The sequence below is a fragment of the Methyloversatilis universalis FAM5 genome (genome assembly GCF_000214035.2).
In the GTDB taxonomy this organism is placed as follows: Bacteria; Pseudomonadota; Gammaproteobacteria; order Burkholderiales; family Rhodocyclaceae; genus Methyloversatilis; species Methyloversatilis universalis.
The window spans coordinates 30,537-56,882 of sequence record NZ_AFHG01000043.1 but is presented as its reverse complement, the minus strand read 5'-3'; the positions used below and the strand labels follow the sequence as shown (position 1 = coordinate 56,882).

Sequence of the window (26,346 nt, the reverse complement as noted above, 5' to 3'; positions counted from 1 at the left end):
GGCCTGTGCTCGAAGGTCCGGACGTCAAGGCCGACCGCATCGTCATTGCGCAGACAGCTGAAGCACTGAACAGGATACGTGGGAGCGGCGCTTCGCCGCGACGGGGCCTTCTCGGAGAGGGTGGCTCATTCCCTGTCGGGAGTCCGGCCAAGAGGCGGATGGATACCCGATATGCGGTGCTGCGTGGTCTTCGCTGGGCATGGACTGGCTTCGGCTACACCGCAAGCGATATCGATGCTTCGATGAGCGGACTGCAGGATCTGAAGCACCAATGAAAAAAGCCGGCTTGCGCCGGCTTTTTTCATGCACGAGGCAGAAGAATTACTTCTTCTCTTCGGCCGGGGCAGCAGCCGGAGCGGCCGGAGCAGCAGCGTCAGCCGGGGCAGCAGCCGGAGCAGCAGCGTCAGCCGGGGCAGCAGCCGGAGCCGGTGCCGGTTCAGCAGCCGGGGCCGGAGCCGGAGCAGCGGCCGGAGCCGGTTCAGCGGCCGGGGCCGGGGCTTCTTGCGGCTTCGAGCAAGCGGCCAGGGCAGCGGCGAGGACGGCGGCGAGGAGGAGGGACTTTTGCATTTTGGTTTCCTTGGCTGTTGGCAATCAACGTGAATTCGGTAAATCACCCGATCGAGCTAGCGACCTCGATCAGCCCAAAATAGTAGCACGAGCGATGCGTATCAAGTTGCACGTCTCGAAACAAGGTTTTACAGCCCCAGTTTTGTTGTGCTGATGCAACATGAGCAGGCCTCCCAGATGTCGTCGAAACGGCCGCGGTAGCCGGCGCACAGCACCCCGTCGCCGCTCACCGCCTTTCCGCGCCAGTGGTTGCTGTGGGTGCGGATGACCAGGGCGGACGATCCGTTCAGCATGAACAGTTCGGTCAGGTGGCGCAGCGAGCGCGGCGTCTGGCGGATCTGCACGCGATGGGATTGTGCGGCGCACAGTGCCCACAGCCGTGGCATGCGCGCCTGCAGCGGACCTCCATCGTGCAGCACGATGCGCATCTCGGCGCGCGGCGACGCTGCCAGCGTGGTGGTGAGCCGCTCGACCGCGGCGCGGCCGTCCAGACCGGTGCCGGTCAGGTCGGTGTCGAAAATGTACAGGCTGCGGTCGATGCCGGTCAGCAGGCCGCTGATCGCAGCCTGATAGCCGGCCCGGTCGTCGAAGCGCTGCGCTGTGGCCTGGTCGCTCAAGCGGCGGTGTCCTGCGCACCTACGTGAATGAAGCCGGCGTCGTACCAGTCGTACAGCAGTTCGATCAGCGCCGCCTCGTCCGGCACGCGGTCCAGCCGGCGCGCGCTGGCGAGCGCCTTCAGCGCGTCATGGCTGCCAGCCGGAAGCTCGACCGGTTCGCCATTCACCCAGAACTGCCGGCCACTGCGCAACAGCAGCGTGCGGCCATCGACGCGCACGCCCTTCTTCGTCACCGCGGCGGCGAAACGCTTCGGCGTCAGCGCGTCGTCCGGCGCGTCGAAGAACACATGCGGCTTGGGTTCGCTCAGATAGCTGCCGAGAAAGGCCTCGACATCCTTGCGCGTCCAGGTGACGCCCTTGAGCACCGCCTCCACCTTGTCGATCATCGCCGCCGGCAGCAGGGCAGGGTCGGCCTGCAGCGTCAGATCCGGGTCGGCATACATGCCGGCCAGGCACACCTGTTCGCGCAGATGGTCGAGAAAGCCGGTGGCCAGTTCCTGCATCGACGGCGTGCGGAAGCCGATCGAGTAGGTGGTGCATTCGCCCTCGGCGATGCCGTTGTGCGCGCACTTGGGCGGCAGGTAGAGCATGTCGCCCGGCTCCAGCACCCATTCCTGTTCCGGCACGAAATTCTTCAGGATGCGCAGCGGTGCGTCCTCGACCAGCGTGAGATCGCTCTGTTCGCTGATCTGCCAGCGGCGGCGCCCGGTGCCCTGCAGCAGGAACACGTCATAGGAATCGAAGTGCGGCCCGACGCCGCCGCCGTCGGTGGCGTAGCTCACCATCACGTCGTCCAGCCGCGCGTAGGGGATGAAGCTGAAGCGGCGCATCAGCGCGTCCGCCTCCGGCAGCAGCATGTTCAGACCCTGCACCAGCACCGTCCACGGCCGGGTTTTCGGGCGACGGATCAGCGAAGCCGGCAGCGGGCCGCGCTCCATCCTCCAGTTGTGGCTGTCGTGTTCGATGAAACGCGATTCGACGTCTTCGTCGCGCGCCAGATTGAGCAGGTCCTCGCGCGGCAGCAGGCCGTTGAAGCCTGGAATCGCGCCGCGTATCAGCAGTGGTTTCTTCTGCCAGTAGTCGCGCAGGAAGGTGCGGGCCGTGAGCCCGCCGAGCAGTGTCTTGTCCATGGACAGCGATTATCCGCGAAGCCGGCAGCGGCGGGGCAGGGCCGGCTGCGCTTCAGCGGACAAGTGCGCCACGGCTGCAGGTAAAATCGCGCCCTTTCGCTTTCTGCAGGACAGCCCATGCCGGTCGCCCGTATCGAATCGCTGGACCACGAAGGTCGCGGCGTCACCCATCACGAAGGCAAGGTCATTTTCGTCGATGGCGCTCTGCCGGGCGAAACCGTCGATTTTTCGCCCTACCGCAAGAAGTCGTCCTACGAACTGGCGCAGATCAGCCGCATCGTGCGCGCCAGCCCGCAGCGGGTGACGCCGCGCTGCAGGTATTTCGGCTACTGCGGCGGCTGCAGCATGCAGCACCTGGATGTCGCCGCGCAGGCTTCGGTCAAGCAGCGCGTGCTGGAAGACGCGCTGTGGCATGTCGGCCGGGTGAAGCCGGAAACCGTGTTCGCGCCGCTGGTCGGTCCCGGCTGGGGCTATCGCTACCGGGCGCGGCTGTCGGTGCGCTACGTCGCGCGCAAGGGCGGCGTGCTGGTCGGTTTCCGGGAGAAGAAGTCCAGCTACGTGGCCGACATGAGTTCCTGCGAGGTGCTGCCGCCGCACGTGTCGGCGCTGTTCCTGCCGCTGCGCGAGCTGATCAGCGGCTTTTCGCTGCGCGACCGTCTGCCGCAGATCGAGATCGCCATCGGCGGTGAGCGCGAAGAGCAGATGACGGTGCTGGTGTTCCGCATCCTCGACCGGATGACGGCCGAGGACGAGGCTGCGCTGCGCGCCTTCGGCGAGAAGCACCGGCTATACCTTTACGTGCAGCCGGGTGGCCCGGATACCGCGGTGCCGTTCTGGCCAATCCCGATGCCCGAACTGGCCTACTCGTTGCCGGATTTCGGCGTGAAGCTGGCGTTCGCGCCGACCGAATTCACCCAGGTGAATCACGGCATCAACCGCTCGCTGCTGCGGCGCGCGATGTCGCTGCTGGACCCGCAGCCGGGCGAGCGCATCGCTGACATGTTCTGCGGCCTGGGCAATTTCTCGCTGCCGATCGCCACTTTCGGCGCCGATGTGGTCGGCATCGAAGGCGCGGACGCGCTGGTGAAACGAGCGGCGCGCAACGCCGATGCCAACGGCCTGGGCGCGCGCTGCAGCTTCGCGGTCGCCAATCTGTTCGACACCGATGAAGCGTCGCTCGCGAAGCTCGGCCGCTTCGACAAGATGCTGATCGACCCGCCGCGCGAGGGCGCAGTTGAGCTGTGCAAGGCGCTGCCACACGCGGCCGACGAAGCGGCGCCGAAGCGCATCGTGTATGTGTCCTGCAATCCGGCCACACTGGCGCGCGACCTGTCGGTGCTGATGCACGAGAAGGGCTATCGCGTGCGCGGTGCCGGCATCGCCAACATGTTCCCGCAGACCTCGCACGTCGAATCGATCGCGCTGATCGAGCGCGGCTGAGCGGGCTGACCGGCGGGAGAAGGAGCGGCTCCCCCATGCAGCGCCTGAAGGGGGCTCTGTGCCCCTTCAACGGCCATATCGCGGCGAGGGCGCCGCTCCCACGGGTGTCCGCAGTCTGTGGCCGGATTCGTGGGAGCGCGTGGGAGCGGCGCCCTCGCCGCGATGCTGCCTGGGCAGTCGCGCGGCGCTCATCAAGCAGAAGCCGTCAGGCCGCGAAAACCAGCGGTCAACAAAAAGCCCCGGACGCTTTCGCCCCCGGGGCTTTTGTTTATCCGGTGACAGCGGGATTTATTCGCGCTGGCCGGTCAGTGCCATCAGCAGATTGATCAGGCTGACGAACAGGTTGTACAGGTTCAGATATACCGACAGCGAAGCGCTCACGTAGTTGGTTTCACCGCCGCGCACGATGTTCTGGATGTCGTACAGCATCCAGGCCGCCGACAGCAGCGCGATGCCGGCCGAGATCGCGAGGTACAGGCCCGGAATCTGCAGGAAGATGTTGGCGACGATGGCCAGCAGCAGCACGATGGCGCCCACGGTCAGGAAGCTGCTCATGCCGGAGAAATCGCGCTTCGTGGTCGCCGCAATCGACGACAGCACGAAGAAGGTCGCCGCGGTGCCGCCGGCGGCCATCGCGATGATGCTGCCGCCGTTCGAGAAGCCCAGCGCCACCTGCAGGACGCGGCTCAGCATCAGGCCCATGAAGAAGGTGAAGCCCAGCAGCAGGGCCACGCCCAGCCCGCTGTTCTTGTTCTTCTCGATGCCCCACATGAAGCCCCAGGCCACGCCCATGAACACCAGGAAAGACACCAGCGGGCTGCCGGCGAAGAAGGAGAAGCGCATCTGTATGCCCACCAGCGCACCGATCAGCGTCGGCACCATGGACACGGCCAGCATCAGATAGGTGTTGCGCAGCACACGGTTCTGGCCGACCGCGATCGAACCGGTGGTCTGCATGCTCTGGAATTGCGGTTGCATCAAAGTCTCCCGAAGGATAGTTAGTGTTCTAAAGACTATCGCAGGGGGGGCGAAGTTTCAATGACAGCGGCCCGTGCTAGACTTCGCCCCTCATCACAACCCTTGCCCCGCGCGGCTCCGCGCCCGGCAGGCGGCATCCGGAAGCTTGGCAGAGTGGTTGAATGCACCGGTCTTGAAAACCGGCAACGTCGCAAGGCGTTCGTGAGTTCTTATCTTAACCCGGTTTTTGTGCACCTAGTGCAGCACCTTAAAGCCTAGTTAAATCAAGCCTGACGATTAGTTCTTGCACTGTGCAACTAATGGCGCTAGATTGTTCGCGTCCTGTTGCACAGGTGGTCTATGGCTGGTTTGAAAAATTTCGTGCGTGTTGAGACCGATAGACTCGGACACACGACTTGGGTACTTCTCGATGAGCAGGGGATACCCGTTCCAGCGTTTTCCTATTTTTGTGAGAAAAATTGGGATTACGCTTTTGCGACTCAGAAGCGCTATGCCGAAGTCGTCGCAGGCTTCTTAGATTATCTTGTCGAGGCGAAGGCGTTTGGAGCCTCCTCGGCCCCCAGTAAGCGCCATCTCAACGAAGTTATCGATACCTATCCGGTCATCTTAAGGGATGGCACGCGAGTGGTGTGCGCGCGCGTATCTGCGTCCCTCCAGCAAAGTCCTGAAAACAAATGGCTTGCGGATGTCTGTCATGCCTTGGAACGCAAACCCATAGCGGCTAACAGCTTCAGCAATACATTAGCGGCAATCAATCGATTTCTGCGTCTTTCTGAATCCTTGGCCGTTGAGGCGTTTGAGCGAGCCAAGCTCCTTGGCTTGGAACACCAGGATTCCTACTCCTCACTGATTGCGGCGCTTTCCGGTGCTGATAGGTTATCTGCAGCTGAGAAGCGAAACATGCGCATGAATTCCGTGCTGGGAAGCGTGATGCGTTTTCGAGGCGAAGGCCTCACGAGGCCTCGCAGGTTGGTAAATCCGTCGGAGCCTATTCAGACGGACTTGCGCAATCCCGATTTCCCTCTCGATTATGTTCTTCCCCTGGCAAGCGCAGCCACGTCGTGGCGGGACCGAGCCTTATGGCTTCTGTTGGCTGCCTCGGGAATTCGAGTCAGCGAAGCACTGAACCTCCAATGGTCAGACATCGATATTCAAAACCAAAGAATCTACGTGCTCGACCCGCTCGGAAGAAGGCTTGGCGGAGATTTGACCGTGCAAGAGCAGGCTCGTTTCAAGGGAAGAGAGGTTTCCATGACCTACCTGATTCAGCCATTCAGGCAGGCGTTCTTCCAGGCTCTGGAACAGTATGTGAAAACTGAATATGTCCCGCCGCGCAATAAATCAGAAGGCGACTACGTGTTTCAGTACGTCGAACCGGGGTTGCGCGGGAAGCCCTATGTGGGGGCCTCAGACGCCGCGCTGAATAAGAGTTTCAAGGCGGCTTGCGAGCGGGCTTCTGTGCCTCAGCCGAATGTGGGCAAGAAACACTGGACTCTGCATTCGCTCCGGCACCTCTACGGCGTCTATATGGTGAATGATTTTCCAGTGGACCCCGAAAAGGGGCTCTTCGGCCTTGAATTGGCTGAAGTTCAAGTGTTGATGGGGCACAAGAGCATCAGCAGCACCCGAATCTATGCCCGAAAGAAGCGTAGAAGTATCGAGCGGCGCTTGGCTCAAGCCGACCAATACCTTTTGGGGCTCCGCGAGGACCAATTGCTCGCTATTCCTCGTGACCCAGATGGAGACCGCCGTGATTAACGCGACAGACCGCATTGTCCTCTGCCCCGTGATGGACATGAATGTCATAATTCGCCGCGGGATAAACACGGTTCTGGCTCATTTGGAAGGGCGCTACGGGCTACCGCCTGCTCGTCTTAAGTGGGACTCACCGCACGGGTTCCAGTATTTGTTTTCAGCTGCCAATGTTCGGTCAAAAGCGGAGTTTGGTGGCAACTTTTTAGATACAGCCTTAAGTTTTTCAGCGCTGAATAGCCGCAATGAGGGTTTAAGCGACCTGCTAGACCAGTTAGAAGAAAACCTTCACGGGTTACGGCCCCCCGCTTGCGCAATCCCAGCCATCAAACAGGGTTTCAAACTGCTGCTGGTCGAACTCTGGCAGCAAAAGGCCATTCTGTTACCTACGGTGTTCTCGCCCGGTACGTATTTTGACCCTGTGCCAATTGGTAGTGAGGTGTATGCCTTTACCCGAAAATTCAACCCCGAGAGTCCTCCTGAGGGAATTGCTGAAGGCGATGCCCGCCGTATGTTCTATTACATGCCACGAGTGATTTTTGCGGCTTCATGGGGCAACATAGGGGATGTCCGCCTTGATGAATTGGCTGAACTCCACAGGGCGCAACGCCAGTTCATGGCAGGTCAAAGCGGCATGCCTGCCATTACATCCCCAGTGCCTTGGGTCTTGTTTCTCGCTGAACTACGGAAGGCATTTCCAGAAAGTGTTAGCTACTCCTCCGACGAGCTAGTTAGATATTCGCAATGGACTACAGGAAATATCCTCGAACAGTCGTTTGCTGATTTCGTGCTGGCGCACGAAAAGTCAGATACAAAGTCTGACAATAACTTACTCCCTAAAAGAAGAAGAGCCAACTCGAAAGTGGTCGGTGAACTTTCGGAAAAGGATGTTGAAGAATTTCTTGCTCTTGCCAAATCTAAGCGCCATGCCGATGCGCTAACGTATTATCAAGAATATTCGGGCAAGAGACGGGGTGGTTTTGATTGGCTTGTCGAACTGCCACGGTACCCAGGTAGGGACCACGTTTCTTATGATGGTCTTGTGATGCATTGGCGGACAGCCATGAAAGCGTTCTTGAAGCATCGCAAGGAGGTAAAGGGGTACGAGGATGAGAAAAGCATTACCTCGTCACTCAACCACCTCTCCGACTATCTGTTTCTCTATTTGCCGTGGTGGAAGGAGCTTTATCCGGATTCGCTCGTTCGGCTGCCTACGGCGCCAAAGGACTTTGGGCGCTATGCCTTCTTTTATCGTTCTGTCGATGAACCGCTAGAGCAATATCCGGCGACATTCCCCGAGCTATTGAGGTTACGCCGTGGCCGTGAGAGCCAATATGTTGCATTGAAGCACATTCAGCTATTTTTCCGCTTTGTTGAGTCGTTCTTTTCAGAAGAGAAGGAAATAGCTGGCCCTGATTTTAGAAATCCGATATTCGACGAGTTTGACCTGCCTCGCGTTTCGAAAAGGACTAAGACCTCCAAAGTTGTGTTCCCAAAAGCGGCCTACAGCTACTTGATTCATTATGTCTACGCTGTGGAGGCCATGGGTGAATACTTGTTGGGAAAGTGCTTGGCAAACGAATTCAGCATCGATGAACTTCGGCAACTCAGCCTAATGCGCTGGTTGGACACCTCGGTGCAGGGGTTTGTCCCCTTTGTTCGAGTGAGGGGGAGGCTTGCTCCCATAACTCACGTTCCAAATGTTTTTAGTTGGGTAACCCGACTATTTAAGGGCGAGGGGGGCGCCCCGATTGAACGCTTCGTGCCGCACCTGACCGTTGTTCGGGTATTAGTTGCTGCGGTTGAGACAGGGTCGCGTCTTTCGGGGCTGCGATGGCTTGACAGAAGAACATGGGACCAAGAGAACCGTGGAGAACAAGCTATCCATGAGTTTTCCTTTCAGCCCTCGGGGCGCTATATCTATCGGCTGTTTGTGAATACCGATAAAACGAAGCCGAAGCCGTGGGTTCCCGACATCGTATTCCGCGTACGGTCCCTGTTGCTTCGAGAAAACGCGTTCCAATGCAGCATAGATGAGCCGGATATGGATGAGGCGGTGCCCTATAAAGGCCGTAAAAACTCACGCTTCGGGCATATTGTTCCTTTGTTTAGAGGAGCCTCGTCGGCTAATCCGATTACGGAAAATATTTACCAGGATTATTGGGTTTTGTTGTTGGTGGGGTTCCAGGAGTTCTACTCAGGAGTGCTAGGTCGGCGTACATTGTTTGTCAAAGTCACTTCTATACCCAGGGCTAAGAGCAGTGCCGAGCCCAAAGTAATCGTATCGGAGGACGGCACGCGGTATTGCCCCGTCTCCATTCGGACAATCAATACCCCACATGCTTGCCGAGCGACATATGCTACCAATCGGCAAGGGTTGATGGAGACTTCGGATATTGCAATGGAGCTCGGTCATAGCAGCACCGCTGTGACCGGGTACTATCAAGCACCTCGGGCTGAAGATTTGCATGAAAGACTTGAGGCGGCAGACCGTGCAATCTTCGGTGATGCAGAGCGATTCGAGCAAGATAATGCAGCGTACGTTCGGCCAGACAAGCCCGATAGCGCCATGGCGCGAAGCTTTATGGCGAACCGAGAAGCGGCAATTCAACAGTTCCGCGTCATGCCCGCGATTACCCTTTGGAATACGGCGGAAACTGAGAACTTGAGCGCTGAGGCCATCGAGGAATTACGAAACGGCCCGATGAGTCTGGTGCGGTTTCATCCCACACATATATGTCCAGTTGGCGATGAGTGCCCTGCAGACGTCGTGAAGTCCGTCGGTGATTTCAAGCGCTGTGGAATGTGTCCGCTGGCGCTAAAGGGTATCGACCATCTGCCTGCCATTGCGGCAAAGAAGAACGCCCTTCTGGAGCGAATACGCTACCAGTTGAAGCAATCCGACACTTTAGAAGAGGCTGGAGAGCTTGACGGTGCCGATGAGTTATGGGATTCAGTTGAACTGGATACTAACGAATGGATTGGCTGGCAACTGAGCGAAGAAGTTCTTGCCAAGTCGCACGCTGAAATCGTGGCAAAAGGCGGCTCAAGTGACGATGCTAACTTTTATCACGCAGAAGAGCCAGAAATCGTTCGTCAGCATTTGCAGCGGGTGGTGAGGAACTCGAGCGAAGTCGAGTTTCTTCTTTGTCGGATAGCAGAATCTAATGCCTATCCGACAATGCAAACTCCTCAGGTTCAAGCGGTGGCCAGCGGTATCCGGCGGCGCCTTTTGGGAGGTCGGGATAACCGAGACTTTCTTTCTGAACTGCCTGGCCCAGCGGACGTCACGCTTGCGGCGAGTTTACTGAAGACGGTGATGCGGGCAAATCAGTTGTCTCTCTCTGAGCTGGGCAACCAATTGACTCGCCAACCCGCCTTGCCTGCTTCAGGTCATTTGCGCATTGGAGAGTCTGAATGACCAAGTCTCTTCGCGGTGCGGCCAATATTAAAAAATTCAATGATGAGCGGGAACAACAGGCCCTTGCCCTCATCAAGAGCGAGTTGGCCAAGTGCAAGAAGCACAAGATGGTCTTCAGGTCTCTGGGCGCCTTGGCGGAATACCTTGGCGCCATTACCAACATTCACCGCACGACGCTCATGCGCAACCCCCGGTACAAAAGCCTACTGGCTGAACATTCGGGGATACCGGAGACTCAATGGGCTGCAGTGCGGGATGAGGATGCGCCTCCGGAGGTATTGCGGGCTCGGATGCTTGCACTGAAGCTGGAAAATTCGAATTTGCAGGACAAGTTGAAGCGATTGGAGACCTACATCCAGCGAAAGGAAGAGGTGCCCGCGCTTTCAGCTCCGGCTGAGGGGGTGCTTCCTGCTCCTGGTGGGAGTAATGCGGATTATTTAGCTTTCGTTGATACGGCGATGGCGCTGACGGCTCTGCTGGAGCGACTCAAAGACTCGATGGTCATCAATTTCGAGAGGAAATCCATCGTGGACTTGTCTGCACGGACGAGTCAGCGAGTGGTCATCGGTCCTGAACGAGCGACAGCCTATCTTGAATGGCTACAACAGCAAAAGCATCTGCTGCTGGGGTTAGCTGATGGCAACCAGTAACGAGCAGAGCCAATTGGTGGGCGAAGTGGCGAGGACATCAGTCGCGAATATTCCACCGAGGTTCAGGCTTATTGGGACCGAGGGGCTAAATATGCCGGTTGGCGGTGGCGATTCGGCAAATACATCGTTCAGGTTACGGCCCACTCATCAGATACGGTGCAACTGCTGGTCTTGGCTGTCGCATAGCGAACCAATCCCGAACATTCCGCGAAGCGGCGGTCTCCCGCTGAGTGCGAGTTCGGGGGCGGCGCCCCGGAACGGAGGAGGTAATGCCGTACGACTATACAGAGAAGTCCTTGGACATCCAGGAACGACTGATGCGGTTTGGCCTTCAGTCGAACCATCTGATGCTAATTGGCGCTTTTATCACTGCCTACGGTCTTTTCGAGAACACGCTCGAGCGCGCCCTGTGGGCCTTGAGCGAGAGGGACATTGAAGGCGTTCGCCCTTTCACCGAGACAATGAACACCGAGGCACAGTTCAAGATGCTGGGTGAGGGCAACCCCAAACTGAGCGACAAATGCAATGCCGTCCTAAAGGTCGCTGCACATGCCGCCGAGGACTTGAACGAGTACCGCAATAGCCTTGTCCATGGGTATCTTCTGTCCTTCGGACCCGACAGCGTGCCTAGTTTCATGAAAAATCCGCGCTGGCACGGAGCGACGGGCAGGAAGAAAGCCGTGGGCGACGCCTACATCGACGAGCCTATCCAAGACCTAGTCCTCATCGCAGCCTGGAACCTGTTCGCTCTTGTCCGCAAAGTAGAGAAGGTCTTCACTGACCCCGATGCTCAGCAGGCTATCGAAGCCATGAAGGACGATGTTGGCCGAGCAAAGAGCTACGCAGGCGAAGCACGTCACCTACGCGCTCTCATGAACCACGAGAAGTATTAACTAAGCCTTGTGGCAGACCGTAGGCTTAAGCAGGCGGCAAGCATATAGACTGAAGCTACCGACTCTGTTACGACCCCCTCGATGACCCGAGGCGCCACATGCATCAACGATTGAAGGACGTCATAAACCACCTGTACCACCCGATACTGCAAAACAGGCGACAGGTGTTTGCCGTCTCCAGGCACGAGGCGGAGCAACTGCCTCGCCTTTCGTCCGTCGCCATCATCTCCATAACAACGCCGAACACGCCACCAGCAGCCCTCGACGGATTCGCATACCTGCTACGGTTGGAATTCCATGACGTGGACTTCCTGAGTAAAGAGCTGTCCACAAGGGCCCAGGCAAAACTGTCCGGCGCTTTTACAGACAATCAGGCCGCTCTCATCCGTCGCTTTGTCGAAGACCTCCCTGGGGCTGTCCATACGATAGTCGTCCATTGCCAAGGCGGATTCTCCAGGTCCTGCGCCGTGGCCCTCTGCTTACACCAACTGTATGGCTATCGAGTGGAAGCGGACCGGCTCCAGCAGGCGAATCCATCTGTCATCCAGGTGTTGATGCGTTCTCCCAAAGAACAGCCGACAAGACGAAGCTCTCCGCGGAGAAGCGGTAGCCCCTCTCTGCGCTGAAGTTCAGTCTCATCACGACATGCCCCTATGAAAACGCACCTCACCGACACGACCGGCCCGCAGCTCGACCAAGACACCTACGAAGCACTCCTCGCCGGAGCGCTGGCCGCCAGGACGTGCGGGGAGACTGCAGTCAGGGCACTCCTCGCGCTCCCCGACGCGGAATTGGGCCGGCGTCTGAAGCAGGAAATTGCGTTGTATCTTGAAGTCAACAATCCGCCCACCTCCAAGGCGACGCTCTCTCGCCCTGTGCGAGCAGGCGCAGGCAAAAGGATGGGACGCGGCCTGCGTGCCCTCGTAGAAGACCTGGCTTTGGCCGCTCGCCGGCAGTGGGTGGAAGATGGCGAATTGATTACGGCGACAGCACTACAGAGCGGTCTCCACCTGTCCGCCCGAGCGCTCTCTCAAGCTGTCAATGCCCGGCGGATGTTCACGGTGCGGGTGGACGCCACCGACTACTTCCCCGCGTTCTACCTGTGCGCGACGCCGGCCAGACGAAAGCTGGAGGCGGTGACGAAATCTCTGGGCGACATGCCCGGCCAGAACAAGCTGTGGTTCTTCACCAGCCCCCACGAGTCCTTGGGCGGATTGACGCCCCTGCAAGCGCTCCCGCTCCTACCTGGACGCATCAAATTCGCCGCAGCAGATTTCCTGGCACGCTAGAGCAAGCGCATCGTTGAACTGCAGCTGCTATCCGAAATTGAGACCGTCCAGGTGGCCAGCGCCGTTCGTTCAATGGTGAGATTCAGGAGGCGTGCGACATGGAGCCCATTGACCTCTCGAAGGTAAAAGCCTCATTGTCCAGGCTAGTCGCGAGGCTGGAGAGTGGTGAGCTGAACGAGGTCGTCATCACTCGAGCCGGACACCCTGTCGCGAAACTCGTGCCCGCCACAGCAGCCACGGAAAGACGGCTAGGTGTTGCCAAAGGAATGTTCGAGGTGCCCGATGACATTGACGCCTCTCATAGCTCAGAAATCGAGCGCATGTTCAATGGTGAGTGACCGCCCGTGTGCAGGTATCAATCTGCAGCGGCGCCCTGGGGTCAGCGGCGCATAGAGCATCCGCAGCAAAAGGCAATAATTTGCCTGTTAAATTGCCACCGCAGGGGAAAATAAGAGGAATAATATTGCCTGTTATTACAAGCAGGTACAGGGCGAAGTGACAACGAACGAGACCCCGCAGCATCAGACTCCGGCCGAGATGGAGGCAGCGCTGGGCGAACGGCTGAAGACCCTTCGAATCCACCGCAACCTGGACCAGGCGACCCTGGCTGAGCGGGCCGGCATCAGCCTCCGCACCCTGCGCAACCTGGAAAGTGGAGCGGGCTCATCACTGCGGACGCTGATTCTGGTCATCCGCGCCCTGGGGAGACAGGCTTGGCTCGACATGATTGCCCCGGTTCCCACTATCAATCCGCTGATGCTCACTCGGGAGGCGGCCCCTCGTCAGCGGGCCAGCAAACCACGGATGCAGAAGGCCGGAAAGCCTTGAACTAGGTAAGCCAAGCCTCAGTGGCTGTGTCCTTGATGGTGTGCATCCGGAAAATGGGTATGGATATGGACCATCGGCTCATGCTTGTGCAGATGGGTGTGCTTGGCGCCCGAAGCAATCGGGGATTCATGAGTGTGTTGGTGGTGCTCGTCATGGGCATGCTCATGACTGTGCTCCATCGCTTCGTGGGCATGCTGATGTTCATGCCGCTCGGTGAGGTGCAACCAGATACCCAGCGCCATCAGGGCGCCTGCCAGCAGTAGAGGCAGCGTGATGGGCTCTCCACTCAGCACCGCCAGCACGGCGCCAAAGAATGGCGCAACGGAGAAATAGGCCCCGGTTCGAGCGGTGCCCAGATGCCGCATGCCTACCACGAACAGGACGAGACTCACCCCGTAGGCCAGCAGGCCAACCAACATGGCGGTTGGCGTGACCCAAAGAGTGGGTAGCTCGGCCCCCACTGCCAAACCCAGCCCGAGGTTCACGCTACCGGCCACGGTTCCTTTTACGGCGGCAATCCAGGTTGCGTCCGCCAACGCGACCTTGCGAGTCAGGTTGTTGTCGATGGCCCAGCACAAGCAGGCGCCCAGAATCGCCAGGGCCGGCAGCGCGCCGGCAAACCTGGCTTCGCCCGGCCAGCTCAGAATCACCGCTCCGCAGGCAATGGCGAGCATGCCCAGCGCAATGCGGCGGTCGAAATTCTCCTTGAACACTATCCAGGCCAGTAGCGCCGTCAGGACGCCTTCGGCATTCAGCAAGAGCGCCGCCCCTGAAGCAGGCATGCCGGTCAGGCCAAACATGAGCAAAATCGGACCGCCGACACCGCCGCTTAGCACCGCGCCAGCGAGCCAACCCGCCTCTCCTCGTTGAAGCGATACCGCTTGGGCACGTGTGACTAGGCGATAAACGCTCAAGCCAATCCCGGAGCCCAGGTAGAACAGCCCAGCAAGTATCCAGGGGCTGGTTTCCTGAAGCAGCCGTTTGGCGATAGGAGCGCTTGCTCCGAACAGCAGGGCGGCAACCAGTGCAGCCACGACGCCGGGGTTGAAGGATGAGCTACGTAGGTTCATGGCAGAGGTAGGAAGTGCATCGGTCAAATTGTGGCATGCCGCTGAAGATTGAGAGATATGTGTAGCAAGAGAACGTATTTGTAGAATTCGTTACTGGCATGTAGAGTGTATTCATGAACACATGGATTGCACTCATTACCAGTCTGCCTACTGAGAACGCTACGGCCCGTATGCGGGCTTGGCGAAACCTCAAGGCATCCGGCGCCGCCGTCCTGCGCGATGGCGTCTATCTGATGCCGGAACGTGAGGACTGCCAAAGCACGCTGGATACCGTTGCGACGGACGTTCGTGCGGCGGAGGGGACGGCGCTGGTGGTTCGTCTTGAAGAGCCCCGTGACGGCAACTTCGCGGCGTTGTTTGACCGCAGTACCGAGTTCGCCAATCTGCTGGGCGACATCTCGGCGGCACGCGAGAGCCTCCGTCCGGACACGGCCAACGAAGCCTTGAAGCAAGCGCGCAAGCTACGTAAGGCATTCACCAACCTGGCGGCCATCGACTTCTTCCCAGGAGAAGCTCAGAAACAGGCTGACGAGGCTTTGCGCGACCTCGAACAGCGGGCGGCTTGGGCCTTGTCTCCTGATGAACCCCATCCGGTCGATGAGGCCATTGCCCGCTTGAGTATCCAGGACTACCAAGGGCGAGTCTGGGCGACCCGGCGGCGTCCCTGGGTGGACCGGCTGGCCTGTGCCTGGTTGATTCGCCGCTACATCGACCCGCAAGCCAAGGTTCTCTGGCTGGCAACGCCTGCGGATTGCCCGGCGGATGCGCTCGGGTTCGATTTCGACGGCGCCACGTTCACTCACGTCGGCGCCCGGGTGAGTTTCGAAGTGCTGCTTGCCAACTTCAACCTGGAGACGCCGGCCCTTCAGAGGCTTGGGGCCTTGGTGCATTTCCTGGATGTGGGCGGCGTACAGCCACTGGAGGCAGCGGGCATCGAGAGCGCTCTGGCCGGCTTACGCGACACCATCCCCGATGACGACGAACTCCTCGCGCTGGCGAGCCGAATTTTTGACGGACTACTGGCCTCATTTGAGAAAGGCCCGAAATCATGAACGCGACCCTGACAGCAACAAACGAAACAAGCGATGGCCTCCCCGCGGAGGTCAGCTTCTGGCAAGCCTTCTTGTTCTGGCTGAAGCTTGGGTTCATCAGCTTTGGTGGCCCCGCAGGGCAGATTGCCATCATGCATCAGGAACTGGTGGAGCGCCGACGCTGGATTTCCGAACGCCGCTTCCTGCATGCGCTGAACTACTGCATGGTGCTGCCCGGCCCCGAGGCCCAGCAGTTGGCTACCTACATCGGCTGGCTGATGCACCGCACCTGGGGCGGCATCATTGCGGGTGGTCTATTCGTGCTGCCCTCGTTGTTCATCCTGATTGGGCTGTCGTGGGTCTACATTGCGTTTGGCCATGTGGCGCTGGTGGCGGGGCTGTTCTACGGCATCAAGCCTGCGGTGACGGCCATCGTCGTCCAGGCGGCGCACCGCATCGGTTCGCGTGCCTTGAAGAACAATGTGCTGTGGGCTATTGCGGCGGTCTCCTTCGTTGCCATCTTTGCGCTCAACGTGCCGTTCCCGGCCATCGTAGCGATGGCGGCGGTGATTGGTTACTTCGGTGGGCGTATCGCTCCGGACAAATTCAAGGCCGGTGGTGGGCATGGCAAAGCAGACAAGTCTTTTGGCCGAGCGTTGATTGATGACGATACGCCGACGCCTGAGCATGCTCTATTCGCCTGGAGCAAACTGGTGAAGGTCGCACTCATCGGCATCCTGCTGTGGCTGGTGCCGATGGGACTGCTGACCGCTGGCTACGGTTGGGACCACACCCTGACTCAGATGGGCTGGTTCTTCACCAAGGCGGCATTACTGACTTTCGGCGGAGCCTACGCCGTGCTGCCTTATGTCTATCAGGGGGCGGTCGGTCACTACGGCTGGCTGACGCCGACCCAAATGATTGACGGCCTGGCGCTGGGGGAAACAACTCCCGGCCCGCTCATCATGGTTGTTACCTTCGTCGGCTTTGTGGGCGGCTATGTCAAAGCGGTATTTGGTCCGGATAGCCTGTTCCTTGCGGGTGCGGTCGCGGCAACGCTGGTCACTTGGTTCACCTTCCTGCCGTCCTTCGTCTTCATCCTGCTGGGTGGCCCCTTCATCGAGACGACCCACAACGACCTGAAATTCACCGCGCCGCTGACCGCCATCACGGCGGCGGTGGTTGGCGTCATCTTGAACTTGGCTCTGTTCTTTGGTTACCACGTCCTGTGGCCCAAGGGTTTCGAAGGCTCGTTCGAGTGGGTGTCAGCGCTGATTGCCTTGGGGGCAGCGATTGCGTTGTTCCGCTTCAAGGCAAATGTCATTCATGTGATTGCCGGGTGTGCACTGCTCGGCTTCCTGCTGAAGACGTTCCTTCTGTGAAACTCAATGTGTGCGCGGCGCGATGGTCCTTCGCCGTGGCGACCCTGGCAGTCGCCTTCAATACGACGGCTGCCGACAAAGGCTGGCTGAAGCTGCGAGGCACGGCGCTCACGCAAGCCTTCACCAACCAGGACTTCGGCGATGGCGTCCACTTTGCCTACCAGTTCCTGGAGCGTGGGGACTTGCGCGGGACGGACATGGGCAGGCCCACGCAAGGGTACTGGCGGGTTGCCGGCAGTGAGCTGTGCTGGCGCTGGACGAAGTCCCGGGACCCTGAGGCTTGCTACGAGGTTCGCCAGCAGGGAGCGTCCATCCGCCTTTTCCTGGATGGCCAGGAAGTGCTGACCGGCAAGCTGACTCCGCTGTCTCCCAAACCGATGGAGGTGACCCGATGAAGTGGATTACACGAGAGCGTCCCAAGATTGACCGCATCGCCTGTCCTTGGCTGGTGACCCGCTTCGTCGATGACAGTCCGGAGTTTCTCTACGTGCCGGCAGGCGACGTGATGCGGATTGCGAACGAGACCGGCGCCATCCCCTACGACGTGCCCAATGTCGAGTTGGGGCATCACGGGGACCAGTGCAGCTTCGATGCCTTCATCGCCAAGTACCAACTACGCGATGCGGCGCTCGACAAGCTGGCGCTCATCGTACGCGGTGCGGATTGTGGGCAGCCGGAGCTATCTAGCGAGTCTGCCGGCCTGTTGGCCATCTCAAAGGGCCTGTCGCTGAACCTCACCGACGACCACGAGATGCTGGCGCATGGCATGGTCATCTACGACGCGCTCTACGCTTGGTGTGCCGATACCCCGCTCAAGAAGATGGGGCGCTTCTTGGGGCTGGCGTGATTGAACGGTGGTTGCTGCCAGCGGGTGCCGACCGGGTCGTGCTACCGCTCCTGGTAGGGAAAGCGCTGCGGGCCTTCGCCGATGGTTATGTGGCGGTTCTGCTGCCGGCCTACCTGCTGGCACTCGGCTTCGGCACGCTCGATGTGGGCCTACTGAGCACGGCCACACTGCTGGGGTCAGCCTTCGCAACCCTGGCAGTAGGAGCCTGGGGCCATCGCTTCCATCACCGCCGCCTGCTGCTGGGCGCGGCGTTGCTCATGCTCGGCACCGGACTGTCTTTCGCCAGCTTGTCGAGCTTCTGGCCGCTGCTCCTGGTCGCCTTCGTGGGCACCCTCAACCCAAGCTCCGGGGATGTCAGCGTGTTCTTGCCGCTCGAGCATGCGCGCCTGGCTGAGTCCAGCCACGGCGCGGCGCGAACGGACCTATTTGCTCGCTACTCCCTGTTGGGCGCACTGTTTGCTGCATTGGGCGCCCTAGCTTCCGGGGTACCACAATTGTTGGTGGCGGCCACGGGTGTTGGACAACTGACTGCCTTCAGGGTGATGTTCGCGTTCTATGGCCTAGTGGGCGGCGTGGTCTGGCTGCTGTATCGAAGACTGCCCGCACCAGAACGGGAATTGGAAGTCTCCGCGCCACAGCCGCTCGGCGAATCGAAGGGCATTGTTGTCCGGTTGGCGTTGTTGTTCTCCCTGGATTCCTTCGCGGGTGGGCTGGCCATCAATGCCTTGATGGCGCTGTGGCTGTTTCAGCGCTTCGACCTGTCACTGCTGGCCGCAGGCAGCTTCTTCTTCTGGGCTGGATTATTGTCGGCCGTGTCGCAGCTTGTCGCACCAAAGGTTGCTGAGCGCATAGGCTTGGTGAATACGATGGTGTTCACTCACATCCCCGCCAGCGTGTGCCTCATCGTGGCGGCCTTCGTGCCCCATCTCGAACTCACGTTTGCGTTGCTCTTCGTGCGGGCGTTGCTGTCGCAAATGGACGTACCGGTGCGCAGCGCCTTCGTGATGGAAGTGGTGACTCCGGCGGAGCGGGCCGCAGCAGCGAGTTTTACTGCAGTCCCGCGCAGCCTAGCCTCTGCCATCAGCCCAACCATAGGTGGGGCACTGTTCGCAGCGGGCTGGCTTGCCGCACCACTGGTCGCCTGCGGGGTCTTGAAGATTGGATACGACTTGATGCTCTGGAAGGCATTTCGGCATCACGGCAAGTGAGCACCGATGGCTCGCAACGGCCCCGCGAACAGAGTTCACACTTTCGTCGTAAGCGAGCATGCAATCCAAATGATAGGACCGATGGCGCGATGTCGGTTGTTCACATCATGAATGCGCACAGCGGGCATCACCGCGGCTGGATGTGGGGCTCTGTTTGTCTTTAGCCGACGGTTCCGACGACGTTCGCACGAGCTGCCGGTCGTACCGGTAGATGAGGCTTAGCGAAGTGGGCCGCCGCTTGCCTGACCGTCTTGTTCAGCACGTTCAAACGCAAGGATGGCTCTCAAGGCAGCCTCGCCGTAGGTTTCTCCAGTTTGAGAGACACCTTTGATGTTGCAGAGCACCTGTGTTCCATGGACCAGAAAACTAGCGCCTAGCGATTGGGCGACCCTCATTGCGACCGTCTGCATGATTTGTTCTTGCGATATGTGCCTAACCCTAGTGCGGTCAGCGCTTATCACAACCAAGGTATCGTTCTTCTCGACGAAGTAGGCGAAGCCCGCCGTTGGGCTACCAACGACGCCTGAACCCTCGTAAGTTGCGTAGACAAGGGGCATGCCAGAAAGACTCTCAGGAGGGGTAACGAAGCACTCTTCTCGAGCTGCCAACTTCTTGCCAGATGGTTCCATGAGGTCTACATCGCCGCATGAAAGCAGCGCGTCCATAGCCTTCCTTACATTGTCCAAGGCGACTCCATCCTTTTGATAGTGAAGACAACCGTTCCAACAAAATTGGCAAATAGTCGATTTTGGACTATTCGAAAATAGACTTCAAGCTCCCTGACGTTCCTTCTGATGTGAGACGTCAATGGAGAAGTCCATCTATTCCATGCAGTACAAGCTGTTTCTGGACTTGCTCCGGGAGGCCAGAGAAAGCGGAGGCTTAACGCAGGAAGATGTGGCATCGAAATTAGGTGTCACCCAGAGCTTCGTTAGCAAGTGCGAGCGAGGAGAGAGGCGGCTCGACATCATCGAGGCGCGGGCATGGTGTATCGCACTTGGTATGCCGTTCATTGAGTTTGCCGACCGGTTTAACGCGGGTTGTGATGCTGCTAGCGGCGCGCCAACCTCCTGACCGACTCTCGAAGCTGCAGTTCATACCTGCGCGGTTCCGCTCAGCGGGCCTAGGCGCTCAACTGCTAGGGGTCTATGGCCAGGTGCAGCGAAAAGGAAACGTTGTGCACCTGGTTGCCCAGCCTCGTGGATGTGTTCGCTGAACTCGGCGCTCTCCAGGGGACAAATTGGGATTTTCACTAAGGTTGCACTCTGACGCGTCGAATCGCCCGAGAGAGGAAGTATTGATGCAATACGAATGAGAAGATGCGGACTCCAGTACGCTTGACCGATAGAATCGGTGACCGCCGACGCCACTGCGGAGGTCTTCACCTGGGATAGGCGAAAGGCTGCGGCCCGCGCTTGAGCGAACCTGATTGCCTAGATGGAAGCCTTTATCGGATGCTTGCGAGATACGCTGACGCCATTCAGGGGTAAGGGAGATGGGGCAGAAGAAGGAAGAACCCGTGCCGCTCGGCCTGCCGGAGCAAGTTGACGGCCTCGCGACGACGCCTTCAGACCGGGGCGACGAAACACAAGAGCGCTTTCGCTATCAATGGGCCATCGGAGTGTGGTTACTCTCACAAAGCCTCACCGGCAAACGTCTAATTCGTGCTTTGTGGTGTGAGCATCACGACGACTACCTCCTGGAGTTGCCGACCGACCGCTACGTCGCAGTCCAGGTCAAGACAGACGGCCGTGAAAACGCGAAATGGCGCTGGGGTGATGAAGCACTGGTCGACTCTGTTTCGAGGTTTTGCGCTTTAGAGAAAATCCATGGCGAAATCATCGACAGCTACGAGTTCATTTCGAACGCACCGACTTATGTGCCGTCTGCAACGGTTAACAAAGAAGCCTCCCTCGCAGCAAGCCCTGACCGCCTTATTCAGTGTTGTTCTCGTGTCTTGACCCACACCGACTTAGCGGGGCCTTACAAAACAGCCTTTACCGAGCTTGGCGCCAAGACGGGCGGAGATGCGGACGTGCTCTTTCGAGTCTTGCGCAAACTTAGATTTGCGCTCGGGCCAAGCCTTAGGGGGTACGACGACACGATGGCTGCCGCTGTTGTTGCAAAACTGCCTGGTTGCGCCAGCTTGACGACTCCCTCCTGCTGCCGCCTGCGGGACGAGTTGATTGGACTTATTCAAGCTTCTTGCCGACTGCGAGTCGACGGAATAGATGGCGCTGTTGCATATCTCGCCACAAATGGCAGGCCGGATGCTGCGATTCGGGGTAAATGCCTAACCCCGGAGTCGGCGGCCGAGTTGATAACTCGGGCTCGGCAGCCAACCTTCCGGTATGTAGGCAGCGGAGCGGGCATTGATTTCCAGGCCTCCCCAGGTCGCACAAACGTACTCTACCGAAAAATGCGCAATGCCTATCTTGGCAGTCAGTTCGAGCCGCTGCGCATGCGCATGGACGCGGCAGACCAGCGTTTGATGGAAAGGGCCTACCTCGAGGCAGATAACTTCGACGCCATCGCGAACCAGCTTGTCAGTACCGTGTTGGTCGAATGTAAGGATGCCGAGGCGATGGCCTTTGACCACCCTGACGAGAAGACTCGTGGCCTCGCGATTTACAAACAAATCCTGCAGCGGATGGACAACCTTGCGAGGGATGAGCCAGAGCGCGTGTTTCGTGAGCCGAAAGACACCCTTATGGGCATAGCCGGAATGCTCTCAGGCGAATGTAAGTTCGCATGGGGAGCCCCCCTAGACAAAGATACCTGAGATGGCACTCGAACTTGCCCGCGCTCTCGCTGCAACCGAGCGAGACGATAACTTGCATATAGCACGGCTTCTACTCCTGATGGCCGCGCACGCGGGCGACAAGAGTCGGCCCATCGAAGGGCTAACAAAGTTGGCAAAGCTGGACTTTCTTCTTCGCTATCCCAACTGTCTTGAGCGTGCGTTGACTTCTGCCGGGAAGGATGCGGGCAAAGCAAAGATAGCTGAGTTTGAGCGAACGACCATCGAGAGCAAGATGGTTCGGTTCCGATACGGCCCCTGGGACCACAGATACCGTCGCTGGGTATCGCTGATGGCAGCCCGAGGGCTTGTCGCAGTGGACGTCAAGGGCAAGACGGTTCAGCTCTGGCCTACGCCGGAGGGGCAAGCCATGGCAAATGCACTGGCGGACCAGGAACCACTGGAGGACCTTGCCACTCGCGCAAGGCTCGTGGCAAAGACCTTTGGCAATCGCAGCGGGACTGCCCTGAAGGATTTTGTTTACGCCACGTTCCCCGAACTGACTAACATGAAATGGGGGGAGGAAATCTCCATATGAGACTTGCATTTAGCAAGCTCCATCTGGCGCTTCATAAATCGATTGAGCGAATCGACCTGCCCCGGGTCGTCTACTTTTTTGGCCCCATCGGGTCTGGCAAATCCAGCATCGGGCGGCTCATCGACTTTTGCCTCGGTGGAAGCTACTCGTGGACACCTGCCTTGCAGGCGGAGATGGTCTCCGCAGCATTGGAGTTGACTGTCAACGACGTCCCCACCACTTTGCATCGTGACCGGGACGCCAGTCAGGTCATGGCCGCCTGGAAAGAGGACGAGGAGACCCTTCAGGTACTCGTTCCGGCAAAGAAGGGGACCAACGAAGTTCTGCCTGACTCCGGCGTTGCGGTCCTCTCGGACTTGCTCTTCTACCTCGCCGAAGAGGAGCCTCCCTACGTCCGTCGGCGCAAGGGGACTCCAGACGAGCGCCTTGAGCGGCTGAGTTTTCGGGACCTGTTCCGCTTTTGCTACCTCGACCAAGACGGCATGGATAATGTCTTCTTCAGGTTGGATTCCGATAATTATGCTATTCGGGCAAAGAGCGTAGATGCTCTGCGGTATGTACTTGGCTATCGTACCGAACAGGTTGCCGAACTTGAATCCCGCCTGCAAGAGTTGCGCGAGCAGCGTCTTGGGCTGTTATCGGGCGCCCAAGCGCTTTCTAAGGCCCTGGAAGAGGCGGGCCTAGACGACATCAATGCCTACGATGTGAAGATTGAGTCGACCAAGGCGGAAATCGAACATGCGCGCACTGCCGCTCAGGCGGCGAGGCAACAGCGTTCACCAACACCGCACGCTGCCGAGGAATTGCGCGACCGCGCACGACGTCTTGCACAAGAACAGATTGCGCTTGAACAAGCCTCTGCTGACATCGACTTCCGCATCGGGGAGCTCGAGCGTCACCTCAACGAGTTGCAGATGCTTTCGGTTCGCTTTCAGCGAACGGCTTCTGCGCGGATGGTTCTGGGCGGCGTAGACTTTTCGTCATGCCCTCGATGCACGCAAACGCTCCCGAAACGCGAGACTGGGCTGTGTGCCGTCTGCGGCCAGCCGGAGCACATTACCAATGCAGACGGGGCGCTCGACGAGACGGTGGTCAACGAGGACCTGGCCGCTCGACAGGCAGAGCTCAAGGATACGTTGCTGCGCCTGCGTGCGCAAAAGCGCTCAGTTCTGCTTCGCGCTGCTGAAATAGCTAGCGAGCGGAGCGCAACTGACTATTCGCTCGACCTCAGGCTAAAAGAGTATGACTCGGCATTTCTTTCTCAGGCATTGCAGCACGAACGCACCGTCGCCACGCTAGAGCAGCGACTCGATGCGATGCTGCGATACCGGAAGCTTCCAGACGTACTTCAAGAGCAACAGGCGCACGCGGAGGCCTTGAAGCTTGACGAAGCGGACCTGCGCGCCAAGCTCGAAAGTGCGAAGAAATCAGCATTCAACGACCGAAAGAACGTCGAACTGCTGGGGGAACTCTTCCTCAACTGCTTAGTGCGGGCTAAGTTCCCTGATGTCAAACCTGACTATCGCGTAGAGATAGACCCGGCGACCTTTTATCCCCGCATTCCTCTGGGCGTTAATGAAGCCCTTGTGGTGCTCTCCTTCGACAATGCCGGCAGCGGAGGCATGAAGGCACTATTTAAGACCTGCTACGCGTTGGCCTTGCATAGGGTTTGCGCACGAACTGGAGACTCCAGACTGCCGCCTGTGCTAATCATTGACACGCCGACTAAGAACGTCAGCTCGGTGGAAAATCCTGAGGTCATCGCAGCGTTTTTTAGATTAATTTACGAGCTTGCTGCAGGGGAGTTGAGAGAGACTCAATTCATCATCATCGATAACGAGTTCAGCGCCGTGCCCAGCGATATTGACCTGTCTATTAGCAGCCGACACCTGGTCAACGGTGACCCCGATAATCCACCGCTCATTCCCTATCTTGTGGGGGATTTCTCGTAACAGAGGCTTTGCTGAAGTCTCGGACGGGGAACTGAAGCCAATCCGCCCCAGGTCAGCTTCCTCAAGCCGCCAATCGATGTTCGAAGTATGGTTGCAGCCGGTTATCGAGAATGTCTTGAAGTTACTGGCGTGAGCGTCTCTGCGGTGTGAGACAACGCTAAACATTCTCCGGCTTGATGGCGATGACGCATCGGTCGCGTGTAACTGCAGCAATTTCAACCGGCGCCTCATGGGCGATTGCCGCGAACTAGCAGAGCCACTCGTCGCCGTCAGCCCCAGCGCGACCAAGGCTGCGCCACCGGAATCTGCAATACGAGATTCGTATGTGCCTATTTCTAAACGGATGACAAGTAAAGGGCTGGCAGCTGCCTCCCTTGATGACCTCGAAGTCAGCTATAATGCGCCTCACGGAAGGTTGGCAGAGCGGTTGAATGCACCGGTCTTGTTAACTCGAGCGCTGCTTCGGAAACGTTGCAGATGTAAGGAGTCAAAGTCGGAGAAGCCCCTGATGAAAATCGAGGTAACGCCGAGCGAAGCCTAGTTTGCTAGGAACGTGTAGAGACTTGACGGCTCCCACCTAAGGCAGTTTGCCACGGTGAAGGCAAAGTCCAGACCCCAAACAGACTTCGTCTGGTAGCGAAAGCTATAGCAGGTAAGGAAAACCGGCAGTGTCGTAAGGCACTCCAGGGTTCGAATCCCTGACCTTCCGCCATTGGCTGCACGATGTGCAACTAGAAACCCATTGATTTACATACACAAACGTCGGGGTTTCTAGTTTTGGGTTTAGATAAGAGTTCGAATCTCACAGCTTCCGCCATAACCCTCTGCCTCTCACCTCGACGCGACGCGACGCTTTCTCCAGCGGCTTCACGCTTCCCGCGTCCGCTCTGCGGTCATTCCGTCCAGCACCTGCCCACGACGCATCCGCGCATAGCCGCATCTGACCTCAAGCGTGCCGAATGCAGTGACGTGCGGTGACTCGAAGCTCCACAGCTCGTCGCCCGGATCGAGCTGATCCGCAAACGCCTGCCAACGGCGATTCAGGTGTCCGAAGGGCAGGGGCGGGGCGGCGTTCAGCGGGTCGGTGACCGTTTCGCGCTGCTCGATCGCGGCCCGGGTCAGGCGTTCGACCAGATGGTCGCTGCGAGGCCTGAAGTCGCTGAGTGCGGTGTCGAAGGGCTCCTCGATATCGGCGTGCCCCGCGTCATCCTCGGGGCCCGGCACTGTCTGGCGACAGAGCCGGTACAACCGGACGATCAGCAGCCACAGGCCGACCGGCCAGAGCGCGACGACAGCAAGCGCCGCCAGCGGGGCGATCATCGTGCGCTTGATCCATCGTCCTTGAGTGGTATCTGGCGCCGGCCTCAGATCGAGCAGCGCCCGGCCCTTACGGTTTTGGAAGGCCGAGATCGCCTGCTGTACCAGCGCCATCATCAGCGTCAGTACGCTGGCGGCGAGATACAACGTGAGCAGCGTGTGCGGGCTCATTCCGGGCGCTCCGGGTCGGTGCCGTTGGCCGGATCGATCTTGGCATGTTGGGCGACACCATTCGTGCGCATTTCGATGCCGACCACCGTACCGCGCTCGACCCGTATCAGGCGGTCGCGTTCGAAGGTGCTGACATAGCCGCCATGCACATAGTGCAGGCGCCGGCCCTCGGGTATGCGCAGCGTGCCGCTGTACCAGTGCGCGAACACCCGATCGGGATGTTCGGGGAAGAAGTCGGTGAGCTTCGCTTCGCGCCCGTCGGGGTAGCAGGCGTCGATGCGCAGCAGGTAGAGCCGGTCGTGCGTGATCTCCCGATGTCCGACATAGCCGCGCCACAGCGCGGTGCAGCTGATCTCGAAGCCGCTGCGCAAGCCGGACAGCGCGAAGTAGTCATTCAGCGGCTCGGAGCACATTGAGCGCGGGCGCCTGTCGAGCAGCAGGGTTTCCGGTATCTGGGCGGTCATG

24 protein-coding genes are annotated in these 26,346 nt (G+C 59.0%); 17 read left to right on the top strand and 7 right to left on the bottom strand.

The genetic code is table 11. The annotated features are described in order from the left end of the window. Positions 1 to 695 precede the first annotated feature (695 nt). Together METUNV1_RS07765 and METUNV1_RS07760 are read right to left on the bottom strand one after the other, a co-directional pair. Positions 696 to 1,184: a DUF7931 domain-containing protein gene (locus METUNV1_RS07765; protein ID WP_008060529.1), complete on the bottom strand. Its 489-nt coding sequence runs from the start codon at positions 1,182 to 1,184 to the stop codon at positions 696 to 698. Next, positions 1,181 to 2,314 carry a cupin domain-containing protein gene (locus tag METUNV1_RS07760; RefSeq protein ID WP_008060527.1) on the bottom strand — a complete coding sequence of 378 codons (1,134 nt, stop codon included), beginning with the start codon at positions 2,312 to 2,314 and terminating at the stop codon, positions 1,181 to 1,183. The genes METUNV1_RS07765 and METUNV1_RS07760 overlap by 4 nt, the downstream gene beginning before the upstream one ends. A gap of 117 nt (positions 2,315 to 2,431) precedes the next feature. On the opposite strand from METUNV1_RS07760, the gene rlmD reads away from it, so the two are divergent. Continuing rightward, the gene (gene rlmD, locus METUNV1_RS07755; protein WP_008060525.1) at positions 2,432 to 3,754 is read left to right on the top strand and encodes a 23S rRNA (uracil(1939)-C(5))-methyltransferase RlmD; all 1,323 of its coding nucleotides are present in this window, start codon (positions 2,432 to 2,434) and stop codon (positions 3,752 to 3,754) included. A gap of 288 nt (positions 3,755 to 4,042) precedes the next feature. Here the strand turns inward: rlmD and METUNV1_RS07750 are convergent, their stop codons facing one another. Continuing rightward, positions 4,043 to 4,732 carry a Bax inhibitor-1/YccA family protein gene (locus tag METUNV1_RS07750; RefSeq protein WP_008060524.1) on the bottom strand — a complete coding sequence of 230 codons (690 nt, stop codon included), beginning with the start codon at positions 4,730 to 4,732 and terminating at the stop codon, positions 4,043 to 4,045. A 339-nt stretch (positions 4,733 to 5,071) separates the two neighbouring features. Here METUNV1_RS07750 and METUNV1_RS07745 point away from each other — a divergent pair, with 339 nt between their 5' ends. The 7 genes from METUNV1_RS07745 to METUNV1_RS07715 all read left to right on the top strand — a co-directional run bounded on the left by METUNV1_RS07745 (position 5,072) and on the right by METUNV1_RS07715 (position 13,565). Then, complete coding sequence (locus METUNV1_RS07745) at positions 5,072 to 6,490, top strand: tyrosine-type recombinase/integrase (RefSeq protein WP_008060521.1); 1,419 nt, start codon at positions 5,072 to 5,074, stop codon at positions 6,488 to 6,490. Between the two features lie 37 nt (positions 6,491 to 6,527). After that, positions 6,528 to 9,905, top strand: a complete 3,378-nt coding sequence (locus METUNV1_RS07740) for a site-specific integrase (protein ID WP_139026323.1) — start codon at positions 6,528 to 6,530, stop codon at positions 9,903 to 9,905. Then, a complete protein-coding gene (locus METUNV1_RS07735) occupies positions 9,902 to 10,555 on the top strand; it encodes a hypothetical protein (protein ID WP_008060518.1) in 654 nt (217 codons plus the stop codon). The genes METUNV1_RS07740 and METUNV1_RS07735 overlap by 4 nt, the downstream gene beginning before the upstream one ends. Positions 10,556 to 10,824: 269 nt before the next feature. Next, positions 10,825 to 11,448 carry a hypothetical protein gene (locus METUNV1_RS07730; RefSeq protein ID WP_008060516.1) on the top strand — a complete coding sequence of 208 codons (624 nt, stop codon included), beginning with the start codon at positions 10,825 to 10,827 and terminating at the stop codon, positions 11,446 to 11,448. A gap of 653 nt (positions 11,449 to 12,101) precedes the next feature. Beyond that, the gene (locus tag METUNV1_RS07725) at positions 12,102 to 12,737 is read left to right on the top strand and encodes a hypothetical protein (RefSeq protein WP_008060514.1); all 636 of its coding nucleotides are present in this window, start codon (positions 12,102 to 12,104) and stop codon (positions 12,735 to 12,737) included. Positions 12,738 to 12,835: 98 nt separating this feature from the next. Continuing rightward, on the top strand, positions 12,836 to 13,075 hold the full coding sequence (locus METUNV1_RS07720) for a type II toxin-antitoxin system Phd/YefM family antitoxin (protein WP_008060509.1): 240 nt from the start codon (positions 12,836 to 12,838) through the stop codon (positions 13,073 to 13,075). A gap of 157 nt (positions 13,076 to 13,232) precedes the next feature. Beyond that, positions 13,233 to 13,565, top strand: a complete 333-nt coding sequence (locus METUNV1_RS07715; protein WP_232416231.1) for a helix-turn-helix transcriptional regulator — start codon at positions 13,233 to 13,235, stop codon at positions 13,563 to 13,565. Between the two features lie 17 nt (positions 13,566 to 13,582). Here the strand turns inward: METUNV1_RS07715 and METUNV1_RS07710 are convergent, their stop codons facing one another. Then, positions 13,583 to 14,635, bottom strand: coding sequence for a DMT family transporter (locus tag METUNV1_RS07710; protein ID WP_043359377.1), 1,053 nt, complete (start codon positions 14,633 to 14,635; stop codon positions 13,583 to 13,585). Positions 14,636 to 14,748: 113 nt separating this feature from the next. Here METUNV1_RS07710 and METUNV1_RS07705 point away from each other — a divergent pair, with 113 nt between their 5' ends. The 5 genes from METUNV1_RS07705 to METUNV1_RS07685 are packed head-to-tail and all read left to right on the top strand — an operon-like array spanning position 14,749 to position 19,103. Beyond that, entirely contained in the window at positions 14,749 to 15,687 is a 939-nt protein-coding gene (locus tag METUNV1_RS07705) for a chromate resistance protein ChrB domain-containing protein (protein WP_008060506.1), read from the top strand. Further along, positions 15,684 to 17,048, top strand: coding sequence for a chromate efflux transporter (gene chrA / locus METUNV1_RS07700; protein WP_008060505.1), 1,365 nt, complete (start codon positions 15,684 to 15,686; stop codon positions 17,046 to 17,048). The genes METUNV1_RS07705 and chrA overlap by 4 nt, the downstream gene beginning before the upstream one ends. Beyond that, the gene (locus tag METUNV1_RS07695; RefSeq protein ID WP_008060504.1) at positions 17,045 to 17,443 is read left to right on the top strand and encodes a hypothetical protein; all 399 of its coding nucleotides are present in this window, start codon (positions 17,045 to 17,047) and stop codon (positions 17,441 to 17,443) included. Before chrA ends, METUNV1_RS07695 begins: the two co-directional genes overlap by 4 nt. Beyond that, the gene (locus tag METUNV1_RS07690; protein ID WP_008060503.1) at positions 17,440 to 17,895 is read left to right on the top strand and encodes a chromate resistance protein ChrB domain-containing protein; all 456 of its coding nucleotides are present in this window, start codon (positions 17,440 to 17,442) and stop codon (positions 17,893 to 17,895) included. Before METUNV1_RS07695 ends, METUNV1_RS07690 begins: the two co-directional genes overlap by 4 nt. Positions 17,896 to 17,933: 38 nt before the next feature. Then, entirely contained in the window at positions 17,934 to 19,103 is a 1,170-nt protein-coding gene (locus tag METUNV1_RS07685) for an MFS transporter (RefSeq protein ID WP_232416232.1), read from the top strand. A gap of 218 nt (positions 19,104 to 19,321) precedes the next feature. Here the strand turns inward: METUNV1_RS07685 and METUNV1_RS07680 are convergent, their stop codons facing one another. After that, the gene (locus METUNV1_RS07680) at positions 19,322 to 19,768 is read right to left on the bottom strand and encodes a hypothetical protein (protein WP_139026322.1); all 447 of its coding nucleotides are present in this window, start codon (positions 19,766 to 19,768) and stop codon (positions 19,322 to 19,324) included. 142 nt (positions 19,769 to 19,910) lie between these two features. Between METUNV1_RS07680 and METUNV1_RS07675 the strand changes: the two genes are divergently transcribed. The 4 genes from METUNV1_RS07675 (at position 19,911) to METUNV1_RS07660 (ending at position 24,393) form a co-directional block, all read left to right on the top strand. Continuing rightward, positions 19,911 to 20,177, top strand: a complete 267-nt coding sequence (locus METUNV1_RS07675) for a helix-turn-helix domain-containing protein (protein ID WP_008060499.1) — start codon at positions 19,911 to 19,913, stop codon at positions 20,175 to 20,177. A 421-nt stretch (positions 20,178 to 20,598) separates the two neighbouring features. Beyond that, positions 20,599 to 21,885, top strand: coding sequence for a dsDNA nuclease domain-containing protein (locus tag METUNV1_RS07670; RefSeq protein WP_008060498.1), 1,287 nt, complete (start codon positions 20,599 to 20,601; stop codon positions 21,883 to 21,885). A 1-nt stretch (position 21,886) separates the two neighbouring features. Next, positions 21,887 to 22,441, top strand: coding sequence for a hypothetical protein (locus METUNV1_RS07665; RefSeq protein ID WP_008060496.1), 555 nt, complete (start codon positions 21,887 to 21,889; stop codon positions 22,439 to 22,441). After that, on the top strand, positions 22,438 to 24,393 hold the full coding sequence (locus METUNV1_RS07660) for a coiled-coil domain-containing protein (RefSeq protein ID WP_008060494.1): 1,956 nt from the start codon (positions 22,438 to 22,440) through the stop codon (positions 24,391 to 24,393). The genes METUNV1_RS07665 and METUNV1_RS07660 overlap by 4 nt, the downstream gene beginning before the upstream one ends. Before the next feature lie 867 nt (positions 24,394 to 25,260). On the opposite strand, the gene METUNV1_RS07655 is transcribed toward METUNV1_RS07660, so the two are convergent. Together METUNV1_RS07655 and METUNV1_RS07650 are read right to left on the bottom strand one after the other, a co-directional pair. Further along, positions 25,261 to 25,881, bottom strand: coding sequence for a hypothetical protein (locus METUNV1_RS07655; RefSeq protein WP_008060493.1), 621 nt, complete (start codon positions 25,879 to 25,881; stop codon positions 25,261 to 25,263). Next, positions 25,878 to 26,345 (bottom strand): hypothetical protein, encoded by a 468-nt coding sequence (locus METUNV1_RS07650; protein WP_008060491.1) that lies wholly within the window; start codon positions 26,343 to 26,345, stop codon positions 25,878 to 25,880. The genes METUNV1_RS07655 and METUNV1_RS07650 overlap by 4 nt, the downstream gene beginning before the upstream one ends. Between the last annotated feature and the right edge of the window lies 1 nt (position 26,346).